Here is a 14942-nt window from a genome sequence, read left to right as displayed (position 1 = left end):
ATTTACAGGAGTTGAAAATGGTTAAGGGATTAAAAAATAAAGTCGCGTTAGTGACAGGGGCAGCTCAAGGCATTGGCCGTGGGATTGCCCTGCGCTTGGCGCAAGATGGTGTACACATTGCATTGGTCGATATGAAACAAGATCGACTCAATGCTGCACAGCAAGAGATTCAAGCTTTAGGCGTAAATGCCAGTACGTTTATTGCCGATGTCAGTGACCGAGAGCAAGTTTATGCAGCGATTAACGATGCTGAACAGATGCTTGGTGGCTTTGACATCATGATTAATAATGCTGGAATTGCTCAGGTTCAGGCTATTGCTGATACGACACCAGCTGAATTTCACAAAATCGTTGATATCAATATTGGTGGAGTGCTGTGGGGAATACAGGCTGCTGCTGCAAAATTTAAACAACGCCAACATAAAGGCAAAATCATTAATGCTTGTTCAATTGCAGGCCATGATGGGTTTGCTTTGCTGGGTGTTTATTCTGCTACTAAGTTTGCAGTGCGTGCGCTTACCCAAGCCGCCGCAAAAGAATATGCCAGTCACGGTATTACGGTAAACGGCTATTGCCCCGGAATTGTCGGGACTGACATGTGGGTTGAAATCGATAAACGGTTTGCTGAAATTACCGGTGCGGCTATAGGTGAGACCTATAAAAAATATGTAGAAGGCATTGCTTTAGGTAGAGCCCAAACACCAGAGGATGTCGCTGCATTAGTTGCTTTTCTAGCAAGCGAAGATTCAGATTACATTACGGGTCAATCTATTTTAACGGACGGCGGAATTGTCTATCGTTAAAACAACATCCTGATTTGAGGGAGATAATAATGAAAGCAGCGCGTTTTTATGACAGAGGCGATATCCGTATTGAGGATATCCCAGAACCAGAAGTCACTCCCGGCACTGTAGGCATTAAGGTTGCTTGGTGTGGAATTTGTGGTACAGATTTGCATGAATTTATGGAAGGACCGATTTTTATTCCACCGTGTGGACATCCTCATCCTATTTCAGGCGAATCTGCACCAATCACCATGGGTCATGAGTTTTCAGGTGTTGTATATGCAGTAGGTGACGGTGTTGATGATATTGAAGTCGGTCAGCATGTGGTCGTAGAGCCTTATATTGTGGCGGATGATGTGCTGACTGGACCGGGAGATAATTATCATCTTTCCAAAAATATGAACTTTATTGGTTTAGGTGGTCGTGGTGGCGGTTTGTCGGAAAAAATTGCAGTTAAACGCCGTTGGGTACACCCAATCTCTAATAAAATTCCACTGGATCAGGCTGCCTTGATTGAACCGTTATCGGTTGGTCATCATGCTTATGTACGAAGTGGCGCGAAGGCTGGTGATATTGCACTGGTTGGTGGTGCAGGACCAATTGGTTTATTACTTTCGGCAATTTTAAAGGCCAAAGGGCTTACCGTCATCATTACCGAGTTGAGTGCAAAACGTAAAGAAAAAGCCAAAGAGTCGGGAGTCGCAGATTATATTCTAGACCCATCAGAAGTTGATGTGGTTTCTGAGGTCATGAAAATCACCAATGGTGATGGCGTCGATGTTGCATTTGAATGTAGTAGCGTTAACAAAGTTCTAGATACTTTGGTTGCGGCCGTGAAACCAACAGGCGTGATAGTGATTGTTTCGATCTGGAGCCATCCAGCATCAATTAATGTGCATAGTGTGGTGATGAAAGAGCTGGATGTACGAGGTACAATTGCCTACGTCAATGACCATCAGGAAACCATTAAGCTGGTCGAAGAGGGTAAAATAAATCTAGAACCTTTTATTACCCAGCGTATTCAACTTGATGATTTGATTTCACAAGGTTTTGAAACCTTAATTCATAACAATGAGTCCGCCGTTAAGATTATCGTACAGCCATAAGTAGACATCTAAACCAATAAAAAAGAGCGATAATTCGCTCTTTTTTATTAAAGTAAATTGTTATTTTGGGCTTCAATAATAGGGGGTAATGGCTGCCCTAAAGAGCTTAAAGACTCTCGTTCAATCAAACGAACAATTGAATCAAGCGGTAAATCATTTTCTTGTAAACCAAAAGGTTCTTCAATTTGGGCACTTAAGGCATCTAACCCTAAAAAGATGTAGGCAATTAAGCCAACAATAAGTGGTGTCCAAATACCTAAAGCTGCTTCAAGACTAAAAGGCAATATGAAACAGAAACAGTAAACAGCGCGATGTAAAAGTACTGAATATGAATAGGGCAAAGGTGTACCAGCAATTCGGTCACAACCTGCTTGAATATTACCTAGTTCAACAATATGACGTGTCAATGTGCTGTAGATAATGTCACTAATTTCGCCATCTTTTAACGCTTTGACTAAATCTTTTTGAATATTTTCGAGTACAAACTGAGGCGCGTTAATATGCTCATTTAGATAATCGAGTGAAGAGTTATTTAAATAGGCATGTTCAAGAAATTTCGTTGGCTCTGCTGTTTGTTGGCGCAAACGATCGCGCAATAAATTACTAAAAATTAAGACTTGATGAATTAAATTTTCACGTTGTTCATTGGATAGAACATGACTATCTCTGACAATATGCCTTGCATTTGCAATTAAAGCGCCCCAAAGTTTGCGTCCCTCCCACCAACGGTCATAACACGCGTTATTTCTAAAACCGGTACAAATTGAAAGAATCACACCAAAGATGGTAAATCCAATTGCAGGAACGGTAGGGATTTGAATCCAATGATAATAAGAAAGCCAGACTACACATGCTGAAATAAGAACAACAAAACTCAATGCTGGTAAAACTTTGGGTAGAACTGTTCCTTTCCATGCAAATAAGAGTTTAAAAACGCTGTTTTTATCGCGAACAATCATAGAAAGCCTTTGAACTAACGGACCTAACCAAGTGCAGTATGATACGCCTTAGATCAGATAAATACCTACCTAAAGCTTATGTTTTTGTCTATATCGCCAAAGCGTAGTGCGGCTAATTCCAAAAATATTAGCGACCATATTCAGGTTTTGGTTATATTTTTCCAAAGCTGCTTGCACATTTTCAGGATTAAGCTCTGTATTTGTATCGGGCAATTTAACGTAATCCTCAGCATTTAAGAGTTCATTCGGTAAGTCTTCGACTTCAATTTCATTTTTACCATTTGCCATTGTTAAAGCATAAAGCAATGTGTTTTTAAGCTCGCGAACATTCCCTGGCCAATCATAGTTAAGCAAAACTTGCATGGCTTTTTGATTGACTTGATGAGGCATTGTGTCCAGTTGCGTGGAGCTTTCTTTTAAAATCTGATCGACAATGAGTGGAATATCGACTTTACGTTCTCTAAGAGGCGGTATAAAAATTGGAATCACGCGTAAACGATAGAGTAAATCGTGGCGGAAACGCCCAGCCTTAGCTTCTTCACGTAAAGCTTTGTGCGTTGCTGTAATAATGCGCACATTGGCCTGAATAGGTTTTTCACCACCGACCGGTGTAAATTCACCAGTTTCTAAAACCCGCAATAATTTAGCTTGTAACTCTAAAGGGATCTCGGCAATTTCATCAAGAAAAAGGGTTCCGCCTGCGGCACGTTCAAACACGCCTTTATGGTCGCGAATTGCTCCAGTAAAAGCGCCTTTAACATGCCCAAACAATTCACTTTCTAAAATATTTGCATTTAGAGCAGCACAGTTAATAGCAACAAAGATCTTATTTTTACGTTGGCTATAATCATGAATAGCCTTTGCCACCAGTTCTTTACCACTACCAGATTCGCCTCGGACGAGTACTGGAAACTCAGTAATTGCCACTCTTTGAATAATTGAAAACATGCGGGCCATTTCTGGTGAGCAACTATTAAAAACCTTGGCTAAGTCTTGTAACTGCTCTGTTAATTGCACTTGATCAGCAATATCATCTTCTGTGCCAACTGGCTGTAAAATATGTAACTTCCCAATAAAATGGTTTTCGCTAATATAAATATCATGCTCTTGATAGATAAATCGCTTTTTAATTTTATGCGTATTGATTTCAAGATATTGATTGTGATGATCTTGAGTCAGCGCTGCCATACTCTCGACAGAAATATCATCTGTATTAAATTTATAGTGAATTGCTTGAGTCGTTACATCTGCTAAAAACAGGCTAGCACTTGGGAATAGAGCCTTTAATTGCTCAAATAGAATAAAAAAATCTTGTTCTGACTCAAAATTTAACTTTGCCATTGCTTGTGTTTCACTATCGTTTCATTGAAACATACTTGAGTTGCACAGAAACATCAAGTAGCGCTTATTTTCTCAAGTTAAATTTAATTATTAATTTAAATATATGATTTTTATACTTATTATTTAAATTAAAATAATTGGCATCTTATTTGCAAAATATAGGAAAGAAATAAATTATTGGGGTATAAATCATGTTCTTTAAGCAGTTTTTTGAGCAGGAAAGTTCGACTTATACATATATGCTTGGGTGTGAAGAAACACGAGAGGCTGTTTTAATTGACCCAGTTGCATCAGATATAGAGATTTATACAAAAGAATTAGAGCAGCATCAATTTACACTCATCTATACCTTAGATACACATGTTCATGCAGACCATATTACGGCTGCGAATTTGCTGCGTGAACGCTTTCATTGCAAATCAGTTTTACACCGAAATTCAGGTGTAAATTGCGGAGATATTTTAATCACAGATGGTTGCACGCTTAAATTGGGCAACCTCAGTATTGAAGCGCGCTATACACCAGGTCATACCAATGCTTGTACGAGTTATCTGGTTGGAAACATGGTTTTCACTGGGGATGCATTATTAATTGATGGCTGTGGTCGAACTGACTTCCAGCAAGGCAATGCCGGAACACTCTATGACAGTATTCATAAACAACTTTTCAGTTTACCTGACGATACAATTGTTTATCCGGGACATGATTATAAAGGACGTTTATCTTCGACTATTGCTAATGAACGTTTATATAACTCACGTTTAGGCCAAAAACGCTCCCGTGAAGATTTTATTAAATTAATGGATGATTTAAATCTGCCATATCCAAAACAGATCGATAAAGCATTACCAGCTAATCAAGCCTGTGGCTCAACTTCGCAATCTTAGGGTGGCAATATGGAACTCAAACGAATTAATAAAGATTTTTATGTTGCTGGTCAAATCACTGCTGATGAAGTCGCAAAAATTGCAGATCAGGGGATAAAAACTCTGATCTGTAACCGTCCAGATGGAGAAGGTCCGGATCAGCCGAATGTGATTGAAATTGAAGAAGCAGCTCAGCGACATGGCCTAAATGTAATTTATCAGCCTGTTACGAGTGGCAAAATTACCGATCAACAAGTTACCGAGTTTAAGCAGTTTTACCACAATACTCAGAAACCTGTTTTAGCGTATTGCCGCTCTGGCATGCGTGCCATCAGTCTATGGGCTTTAGCGGAAGTTGACCCAAAAGATGCAGCCCTTTTAGTCGAAACAGGTAACAAACTTGGTTTTAACTTGAAAGGCTTAGTGCCACGTATTTTAAAACGTGATCATGAACCAGCAACGATTCCTTGCTATAGCGTTGTGATTGTGGGTGCTGGTGCAGCTGGAATTTCTGTAGCGTCTAGTCTCTTATGCCGTGAACCGAACTTAGATATTGTCATTATTGATCCAGCAGATACGCATTATTATCAACCCGGCTGGACCATGGTAGGGGCTGGTATTTTTAAGCCGCAAGTGACAGCACGCTCAATGGCAAGTGTGATTCCATCCAAAGTTAAATGGATGAAAGCTGCTGTTGCAGGATTCGACCCTGAGCACAATCAGGTTATTCTGGAAGGATGCCAACCGATTCAATATAAAGCATTGGTCGTATGCCCCGGTTTAAAACTGAATTGGCATGGGATTGAAGGTTTAGTCGAAACCCTTGGTAAAAATGGGGTGACCTCTAACTATCGCTATGACTTGGCACCTTATACATGGGAACTGGTACAACAGCTAAACGGTGGAAAGGCAATCTTTACCCAGCCGCCTATGCCGATTAAATGTGCTGGTGCTCCTCAAAAAGCGATGTACCTCTCAGCCGACTATTGGTTAAAGCACGGCAAACTTAAAGATATTTCTATCCATTTTTATAACACCGGCGGTGTTTTATTTGGTGTGAAAGAATATGTACCTGCACTGATGCAATATGTCGAAAAATATGGTTCTGAACTGCACTTTAACCATCAACTTGTCAAAGTAGATGGGCCTGCGAAGAAGGCTTGGTTTAAGGTAGTGAACGATGAAAATGCAGAACTAGTCGAAACCGATTTTGACATGTTGCATGTTGTTCCACCGCAACAAGCGCCTGATTTTATTCGTGCCAGTACTCTCACAGATGAAGCTGGATGGGTGAGCGTTAACCCGCAAACTTTACAACATACCGAGCATGCCAATATTTTTGCTTTAGGCGACGTGATGAATGCGCCTAATGCCAAGACTGCTGCGGCAGCACGTGCACAAGCTCCAATTGTCGCTGTGAATGTTCTTGCGAAACTAAAAGGTGAGCAGAACTTTTGTGAGTATAACGGTTATGGTTCATGTCCACTGACTGTAGAGCGTGGAAAAATCGTTCTGGCTGAGTTTGGTTATGGCGGAAAATTACTTCCAAGTTTTCCCAAATGGGTGATTGATGGGCAGAAACCATCTCGATTGGCATGGTTACTGAAAGAGCAAATTTTGCCACCGATTTATTGGCAAGGCATGCTCAAAGGCCGCGAATGGATGGTCAAACCTGAGCGAGGATAAGTAAAGCAACGCTTTACCCTGAGAAGCGATTGAAGCTTCGCAAGAAGACGAAAGCTGTGCTTGAGCGGAAGAGGTTAAGCAAAGCAACGCTTTACCCTGAGAAGCGGTTAAAGCTTCGAAAGAAGGTGAGAACTAGGTTCGAGTAAATACTGTAGCTCATTGCAAATGAAAAACATGAAATTTTAGGCTTCTGATATGTTATTACTTGTCGTTGAAGGCATTGTGATTGGCTTTTTACTTGGTCTTACTGGTGCTGGTGGCGGTATTCTTGCTGTACCTGCGCTCATGACCAGTCAAGGTTGGAGTGTAGCTCAAGCAGCACCTATTGGTTTATTAGCAGTTGCGCTGTCTACACTGATTGGAACGATTGAAGGGCTATTTAAAAAGATGGTTCGTTATCGTGCCGCAATCTGGATTGCCATTATTGGCGCATCTATGGCACATATCGGAATTTTAATAGCCAACACGATTTCTCCTGTTTGGCTCATGCTCATGTTTAGCTTAGTCATGTTTACAGTAGGCTATCGACTCATCAGTAACCGAGTATCGGATTTTCATAATCCGCCGTGTCAGGTTAACCCAAGTACGGGGCGCTTTATCTGGAATTTTAAAACGGGAAGCGTTCTTGCGAGCATCGGGATTATTGCTGGGCTTTTAACGGGAATGTTAGGGGTTGGTGGCGGCTTTGTGATCGTACCTGCACTTAGAAAAGTCACTAATCTCGACATGCATAGTATTGTTGCCACCTCACTCATGATTATTTTTCTCATTAGTGGAATGAGTATTGTGATACATATTGCAGAGGGTTTTCACTATCCCGTAGGCATTACCAGTGCGTTTGCACTCGCATCTGCATTCGGTATGTTATTAGGGCGCAGAGCCATTCGTTTTATTCCGGCTGAAATTGTACAAAAAGTCTTTGCATTAATGGTGTTTGCAGTCGCAATTTATATGGTGATTAAGATTGTTAATCTAACAAATATCTAAGGGATATAGTATTTTAACTCACTTATAAATACAAAGTTTCCAAATGAAGCCTTAAAATTATCTTTGGAAATTTTGTATTTAAACCATTTAAGTTTTTTGAGAAAGCGATATGAAGCGAATTAACGTGGCAATTTGTGGTTTTGGACGGATTGGGCAACAAATTGCAGAGCTTCTTTTAAATCGATCGACATACTATAAACAAAAATATCAAATTGATACCCGTTTAGTGGGTGTATGTAATTCATCATCAGGCTTAATTGATCAAGACGGTTTACAAGCTGCCAAGTGGCTAGATAAAACTAAATATCAAACAGGTCTCACTGAACAAAAGTTTTTAGAACAGGTACAAGCGGATGTCATTATTGAGACTGGGCCAAGTGATTATGTGACAGGTGGAAAAGGCCTGTTTTATTTAAATTATGCTCTAACACATAACATGAATGCGATAGCAGTATCTAAAGGTGCTTTAGTTGTAGAGGGCAAAAAAATAATTAATTTGGCACATCAACACAATAAAAAATTATTTTTTAGCGGCGCGACGGCTGCGGCTTTACCGACAGTTGATTTGTTTGAATATAACTTGGCTGGCTGTCAGATTTTAGAAATAGAAGGTGTTTTTACAGGCACCACAAATTTTATTTTAAATGATATGTTGCAACATGAATGTGCGTTTGCAGAATCTCTTGAAAAAGCCCAAGCAAAAGGTATTGCCGAACCTAATAGCTCTTTTGATGTAGATGGATGGGATACCGCTGCTAAAATTACGATATTGGCAAATACGGTTTTGGGAGCTGATATAAAAATTCAAGATATTCCAAGACAAGGAATCAGCCATGTTACTGCCGATCATATTCGTGATTGGAAAAAAGAAGATCTAATTCCTCGTCTGGTGGGTTTTATTCATATTGAAAATCAGCAAATTCAAACAGGGGTTGAATTACGATTAGTTCCAGCAAATCATCCTTTTGCCCATCTTCAAGGTTCAAATAAATGCATTCGGGTGCTAACGCAAGAAATGGGGGAACTTGTTGTAAGTGGAGGAGCATCCGCACCTTTAGCCACAGCAGCCGCAGCTTTAAAAGATTTCGAACTAATGCTGAAAACGGGCTGCTAAAATTAATCATGATTTATAAAAAAAAGCAGGCTTTTAGGCCTGCTTCTCACAACTTTTTTGAGTATTAAATAACTTTTTTCCAATTTCAAACTTACTAAACATTAAGTAATTGCCGAGTAAGATGAATAAAATTCCGAATAGAGCGTTTAGGGTCCAAACATATCCTTCAAAGAATGTAGAAACAGAAAGCGCGACTAAAGGGAAAAGTAAGGTGCTATATGCTGCTTTTGAAGCGCCAATTCGCCCAACCAATGAAAAATAAGCAGAGAAGCCAATTACTGTACCAAATACAGCTAAGTAAAGTACCGAACTTAAAAATGGAAAATTCATCGGAGGCATTAAATCTTGTCCAGTAAATAAAACCAGACTTAACATTACCAATGCACCATAGGTCATGGCATAACAATTGGTTGAAAAAATATTTAAACCACGCTTCTGGTGTCTAACACTAATCATATTCCCTAAAGAAAAACCGTAAGTGCCTATTGCACACAGCCCAATACCCATCAATAACTGTGCATTAAACTGGCTATTAATGAGGTCATGCCAAAAGAGTAAAACAATACCACCAAGTCCTAAAAGTGCAGCTGGGGCAAAATTTGGGGAAGGTTTTTGCTTAAAAAAGATAAGCGCATTAATGGCATTAAAGAAAACAGCCATCGAAAAAATAACAGACTCTAAACCGCTATTTACATATTTAACAGCAGTATAAAAACAAATAAAGTTCAGGCCGAAAACACAAAGGCCTTGCAGCATACAGAACAAGTGATCTTTTAAAGCAATTCGCTGTAATTTTCCTGAAAATAGTAAAACAACCCAAAGTAATAAGGCTGAAATGGCAAAACGCCATAAAATTGCGACAATGGGTGTTGCATAATGGCTCTGAACGGCAATTCCAATCCATGTTGTTCCCCAAATCAACACCACCGCAACATAGAGTAAAATATTCATAAATTCATCCTCGATTACTAAGCTTAAGTATCGAGGAATGCTTCATTTTTCACGTATATATTCTTGTGTTGTACATGCAAGATCTTGCGTTTTTTATAGATCTAAACTAGCTCAATTTTGCTGAATATGGTTAACTTAAGCTCAATAATATTCGTTTTAATTTTGCATGGCCTATCAAACTTTAGAACAGCTACAGCAATCTAAAGCCAAGCTTCACGAAACCGTGGTGCTTGATGAAAATATGCAACTTGCATTTTGGTCTAATCAGCAAGATCGTGTAAGTGTCTGTAGCGACCACCATACTTTGAGTCTCTATATTCAAGATGGCTATGAAAGCTATCAAAAAACACCAGTGGGCTGGAAAAATGGCGGTGGGCCGGGTCGTTTTTGTTTATTGCCTGAACATCAGGAGTCGACTTGGGATATACGAGGTGGGCTTAAATTCGTTCACTTGTACTATACCGACCAACATTTGCGTGATGTTGCTGAAAAAATATGGGACAAAGAGCCTAATCAAATTGAACTAAACGAAGTTGTATTCAATGACGACGAACGGATTCGAGCGCTATATCAGTTTTTCTTACTCGACTGTGACTGGCAAGACTCGTCAAACCATTTGCAAATGAGTACCACAGCAAGTTTATTGCTAAATCATTTAATTCGAAGATATAGCAATGTTAAATGGCAACAGCCTACTATTAAAGGCGGACTTGCGCCTCATAAGCTCAAATATATTCAAGAATGGATTGAAGATCATCTCGATCAAGCTCTGACTTTGTCAGATTTGGCAAATGTTGTGAATTTAAGCGAATACCATTTTGCCCATATGTTTAAACAATCCATGAATATGGCACCTCACCAATACGTCATGCAAAGACGTTTAACCAAGGCAAAAGGACTAATTCAGTCTTCACACTTTTCTTTACAAGACATTGCATTGGTATGTGGCTTTAGTTCAGCAAGCCATTTGAGCCATCGTTTTAAACAGTTTTATGGCATGAGTCCTTCACAGTTGCGTTAAAGGACTCATGGTTAATTTTCTATAAAAGATAAACCGACAAGCCAATAAGGGCAGATGTAAAAATCACGTATAACACATTAATTTCAAAACGGAACAAAGCAATAAATGCTGCAATGGTAATTAAAGCCGCAACAACATCAAAGTGACCAGAAAAGCCTTGTGGCCACAAAACATGGTAACTAAAAAATAGTGCCAGATTTAAAATCACACCGACCACAGCCGCGGTAATCGCAGTGAGTGGCGCCGTAAACTTAATTTCATTATGTGTAGATTCAATGATGGGCGCACCAGCAAAAATAAATACAAATGAAAAGAGAAAAGTAAACCAAGTGACAATGACAGCACCGAGTGCTCCAGCAAAGAATAGATGCTCAGAGCCAAGTAGTGCATGATTCACACCCCCTAAAAAACCAACAAAAGCAACGACCATAATCAGTGGGCCTGGTGTGGTTTCACCTAAAGCGAGTCCATCAATCATTTGAGTAGGTGAAAGCCAGCCAAAGTTATTAACTGCACCTTGATACACATAAGGTAAAACGGCGTATGCACCACCAAAAGTAAGCAAGGCTGCTTTAGTAAAAAACCATGCCATTTGAGTATAAGAGTGGTGCCATCCAAAATATGAACCTAAAGCTAAAATTGGTAATAACCATAAGCCGATAGCCACAAAAATAAGTCTAGCTAAACGCGACCATTGGAATTTAGCATGCTCTGGTGTGGGTGTATCATCATCAATAAATGCTCGACCATAATCTTTTTGGCTGGCTTTATGACCACCTGCTGAAGAAAATAGTTCGGGGTATTTCTTACTCGTTAAATAGCCTGCAATACCTGCCGATAAAACAATAAGAGGGAATGGAAGTTTTAAAACAAAAATCGCAAAGAAAGCAGCAACTGCAACTCCCCATAAAAACTTATTTTTAAGTGAGCGGCTACCTATTCGATAAGTTGCATGAAAAACAATTGCAGTTACGGCAGGTTTAATCCCATAAAAAATTCCTGCAATAACAGGAACATCTCCAAATTTTATATAAATCCAAGACAGTCCAATTAAAATAAATAAGGAGGGCAATACAAATAAAATACCTGCGACTAGCCCACCAGCCGTTCTGTGCATAAGCCAACCAATATAAGTCGCCAATTGCTGTGCTTCAGGGCCAGGTAACAACATGCAGTAGTTAAGCGCGTGTAAAAATCTTTTCTCAGAAATCCAGCGTTTTTGTTCAACCAGTTCTTGATGCATCACAGCAATTTGTCCAGCTGGCCCCCCAAAACTAATAAAACCTAACTTCAACCAAAATAAAAAAGCTTGCCAGAAACTGACATTTTTTACTGGCCCATCTGCCATGATTTGTTCTTTTTCTTGCATGTCCATCTCTTCAAAATAGAACTTAATTTATAAAAATATCTGCTTTAGAAAGGTCAAATTATTTTTAACAGCATAGCAAAGCCAGATGTACTTTTGATGATAATTTCTTCAATCTTACGTTTTTGTATATATTAATACTTTGAAATTAATAGAAATTATTTTTTAAACTAAAGTTATCGCTTTAAATTATTTCCAAAGAGGAAACATTTTAAACATTATTTGCTCAAGTTGTTATAACAGGTTGCAAGTCGTGAGCCAGCTACCCCAAGATCAAAAAAATCATAAGCCTCTTTACGATCAATTAAGGGAACTCATTCTCAATAAAATCGTAAATGGTGAATATGCTGTTCTTAGCCAAATTCCATCTGAAAATGAGTTTGCTGAACAGTTCGGTGTGAGTCGAATTACAGTTCGCCAAGCGCTCAATCAATTACAGTTAGAAGGTTATATTTTTAAAGTTCCGGGTAAAGGAACTTTTGTAAGTAAGCCAAAAACCTTCCAGAACATTTCAAATTTACAAGGCTTTGCTGAAGCAATGTCATCTGCTGGTCACGAAATTTTAAACCGTGTTATCTCGGCTGAGCTTAAGCAGATCCCGATGCATGTTGTACCGAAATTAAAGTTACCTGTTAAAGCAAACGTGTATGAAATTCAACGGGTACGCTTACTTAACCGACAACCTGTTTCTTATGAATTGACCTATTTACCAGAACACATTGGTTTGAAACTTAAAGAAAAAGCGATTGATTTACGTACTACTGATATTTTTAAGGCCCTAGAAGAAGAGTGTGACATTCCTTTAGGGCATGCTGATTTAAGTATTGATGCAACCGTAGCAGATGAAGAATTATCGGCTTTATTACAAGTCGAAATCGGAACTCCGGTATTACGGGTCGAACGTTTGACTCACGATGCAAACGGGCAACCGATTGACTATGAATATCTCTATTTTTCGGGCGATACCTTCCAGTACCGTTTACGTATTCATCGTTAATAACAGAAATAAAAATAAGGAATATTCAATGGAAACTAAATATCTTGAGTTTGATATTGTGATTATTGGTGGTGGAACTGCTGGGCCAATGGCAGCAATTAAAGCAAAACAAGAAAACCCTAATTTAAAAGTCTTACTGATCGAAAAAGCGAATGTAAAACGTAGCGGTGCTATTTCAATGGGTATGGATGGGCTTAATAATGCCATCATTCCGGGGTACGCAACACCAGAGCAATACACTAAAGAAATTACGATTGCCAATGATGGCGTTGTGAACCAAGCAACCGTATATGCTTATGCCAAACATAGTTTTAAAACGATTCAACAGCTCGATCAATGGGGGATTAAATTTGAAAAAGATGAAACTGGTGAATTTGCAGTAAAAAAAGTACATCACATGGGTGCCTATGTTTTACCGATGCCGGAAGGCCATGATGTAAAAAAGGTTTTATATCGTCAGTTAAAACGCGCCCAAGTCAAAATTAACAACCGAATTGTGACTACAAAGCTTTTAAAAAATGAGCAAGGTGCAATCAATGGCGTACTTGGCTTTGATTGTCGTAGTGGTGATTTCTATGTCATTAAAACTAAAGCTGCCATTTTATGTTGTGGTGCAGCAGGGCGTTTAGGTCTGCCAGCTTCAGGCTACTTAATGGGCACTTATGAAAACCCAACCAATGCGGGTGACGGCTATGCAATGGCATACCATGCAGGTGCTGAACTTGCCAATTTAGAATGCTTCCAAATTAATCCGCTGATTAAAGATTATAACGGTCCAGCTTGTGCCTATGTGACCGGTCCTTTAGGAGGTTATACCGCCAATAGTAAAGGTGAACGTTTCATTGAGTGCGACTACTGGAGTGGTCAAATGATGTGGGAGTTTTATCAAGAGCTGGAAAGTGGTAATGGTCCGGTTTATTTAAAAGTAGATCATCTGGCTGAAGAAACGATTCAGACCATTGAAGAGATTTTGCATACCAATGAGCGCCCAAGTCGCGGTCGTTTTCATGAAGGCCGAGGAACCAATTATCGTCAAGATATGGTGGAAATGCATATTTCAGAAATTGGTTTTTGTAGTGGACACAGTGCTTCTGGTGTATGGATAAATGAAAAAGCCGAAACTTCAGTTAAAGGTTTATATAGCGCTGGCGATATGGCAGCTGTACCTCATAACTATATGCTTGGTGCATTTACCTACGGATGGTTTGCGGGTGTAAATGCCGCGCAATACGTGAATGCAATTGAAGATAGCGAATTAAACCAAAGTGAAATAGAAGCAGAGAAAGCACGAATCTTTGCGCCACTTGGCTGTTCTGAGGGTTTACCAGCCGAACAGGTGGAATATAAGCTGCGCCGTTTTGTAAATGACTATTTGCAGCCACCCAAAACTCGCCAAAAAATGGAAATTGGCCTGAAACGTTTTGAAGAAATCAAACAGGATATTGCTCGAATCTCTGCAAGAAATCCACATGAATTGATGCGCGCTGCCGAAGTTTCTTTTATCCGAGATTGTGCGGAAATGGCAGCTAGAGCCTCACTTTTTAGAGAGGAAAGCCGTTGGGGACTTTATCACTACCGAGCAGATTTCCCTCAAAAAAATAATTCGGATTGGTTCTGTCACGCACATTTGAAAAAAGATGAACAGGGCAACATGACCAGCTTCAAAAAAACAATCGAACCTTATGTGGTTCCAATTAATCAAGATGAAGCTGTGTCTTATGACCGTTTACGCATTCAAAAAGATGTTGCTCTTGCAGACTAAA

At 39.5% G+C, this 14942-nt stretch carries 13 protein-coding genes; 9 read left to right on the top strand and 4 right to left on the bottom strand.

All coding sequences use genetic code 11. The features are described 5' to 3' along the window. Window positions 1–17: 17 nt before the first annotated feature. Together HL290_RS05605 and HL290_RS05600 are read left to right on the top strand one after the other, a co-directional pair. Window positions 18–803, top strand: coding sequence for an acetoin reductase (locus HL290_RS05605; protein WP_198495872.1), 786 nt, complete (start codon window positions 18–20; stop codon window positions 801–803). A gap of 29 nt (window positions 804–832) precedes the next feature. Next, on the top strand, window positions 833–1891 hold the full coding sequence (locus HL290_RS05600; protein WP_198495871.1) for a 2,3-butanediol dehydrogenase: 1059 nt from the start codon (window positions 833–835) through the stop codon (window positions 1889–1891). A gap of 47 nt (window positions 1892–1938) precedes the next feature. On the opposite strand, the gene HL290_RS05595 is transcribed toward HL290_RS05600, so the two are convergent. Next, window positions 1939–2850, bottom strand: coding sequence for a bestrophin family protein (locus HL290_RS05595; RefSeq protein WP_198495870.1), 912 nt, complete (start codon window positions 2848–2850; stop codon window positions 1939–1941). Between the two features lie 69 nt (window positions 2851–2919). Beyond that, a complete protein-coding gene (locus tag HL290_RS05590) occupies window positions 2920–4191 on the bottom strand; it encodes a sigma-54 interaction domain-containing protein (protein WP_198495869.1) in 1272 nt (423 codons plus the stop codon). Between the two features lie 191 nt (window positions 4192–4382). Here HL290_RS05590 and HL290_RS05585 point away from each other — a divergent pair, with 191 nt between their 5' ends. The 4 genes from HL290_RS05585 (at window position 4383) to HL290_RS05570 (ending at window position 8844) form a co-directional block, all read left to right on the top strand. Continuing rightward, window positions 4383–5078 (top strand): MBL fold metallo-hydrolase, encoded by a 696-nt coding sequence (locus tag HL290_RS05585; protein WP_198495868.1) that lies wholly within the window; start codon window positions 4383–4385, stop codon window positions 5076–5078. Between the two features lie 9 nt (window positions 5079–5087). Further along, window positions 5088–6743: a bifunctional protein tyrosine phosphatase family protein/NAD(P)/FAD-dependent oxidoreductase gene (locus HL290_RS05580; RefSeq protein WP_198495867.1), complete on the top strand. Its 1656-nt coding sequence runs from the start codon at window positions 5088–5090 to the stop codon at window positions 6741–6743. A gap of 195 nt (window positions 6744–6938) precedes the next feature. Continuing rightward, a complete protein-coding gene (locus HL290_RS05575; protein ID WP_198495866.1) occupies window positions 6939–7730 on the top strand; it encodes a sulfite exporter TauE/SafE family protein in 792 nt (263 codons plus the stop codon). Between the two features lie 109 nt (window positions 7731–7839). Next, window positions 7840–8844, top strand: a complete 1005-nt coding sequence (locus HL290_RS05570; protein ID WP_198495865.1) for a homoserine dehydrogenase — start codon at window positions 7840–7842, stop codon at window positions 8842–8844. A 33-nt stretch (window positions 8845–8877) separates the two neighbouring features. On the opposite strand, the gene HL290_RS05565 is transcribed toward HL290_RS05570, so the two are convergent. Further along, window positions 8878–9795, bottom strand: coding sequence for a DMT family transporter (locus HL290_RS05565; RefSeq protein WP_198495864.1), 918 nt, complete (start codon window positions 9793–9795; stop codon window positions 8878–8880). 166 nt (window positions 9796–9961) lie between these two features. On the opposite strand from HL290_RS05565, the gene HL290_RS05560 reads away from it, so the two are divergent. Next, a complete protein-coding gene (locus tag HL290_RS05560; RefSeq protein ID WP_198495863.1) occupies window positions 9962–10816 on the top strand; it encodes a helix-turn-helix domain-containing protein in 855 nt (284 codons plus the stop codon). Between the two features lie 19 nt (window positions 10817–10835). Here the strand turns inward: HL290_RS05560 and chrA are convergent, their stop codons facing one another. Beyond that, a complete protein-coding gene (gene chrA, locus HL290_RS05555) occupies window positions 10836–12185 on the bottom strand; it encodes a chromate efflux transporter (RefSeq protein WP_198495862.1) in 1350 nt (449 codons plus the stop codon). Between the two features lie 250 nt (window positions 12186–12435). Between chrA and HL290_RS05550 the strand changes: the two genes are divergently transcribed. After that, entirely contained in the window at window positions 12436–13179 is a 744-nt protein-coding gene (locus HL290_RS05550; protein WP_198495861.1) for a GntR family transcriptional regulator, read from the top strand. A 28-nt stretch (window positions 13180–13207) separates the two neighbouring features. Continuing rightward, window positions 13208–14941 carry a fumarate reductase/succinate dehydrogenase flavoprotein subunit gene (locus tag HL290_RS05545; protein ID WP_198495860.1) on the top strand — a complete coding sequence of 578 codons (1734 nt, stop codon included), beginning with the start codon at window positions 13208–13210 and terminating at the stop codon, window positions 14939–14941. Window position 14942: the final 1 nt, after the last annotated feature.

This window comes from Acinetobacter sp. AC1-2 (assembly GCF_016124155.1).
In the GTDB taxonomy this organism is placed as follows: Bacteria; Pseudomonadota; Gammaproteobacteria; order Pseudomonadales; family Moraxellaceae; genus Acinetobacter; species Acinetobacter calcoaceticus.
Note: the sequence above shows the minus strand (reverse complement) of the source record. Positions and strands in the feature narration are given on the sequence as shown.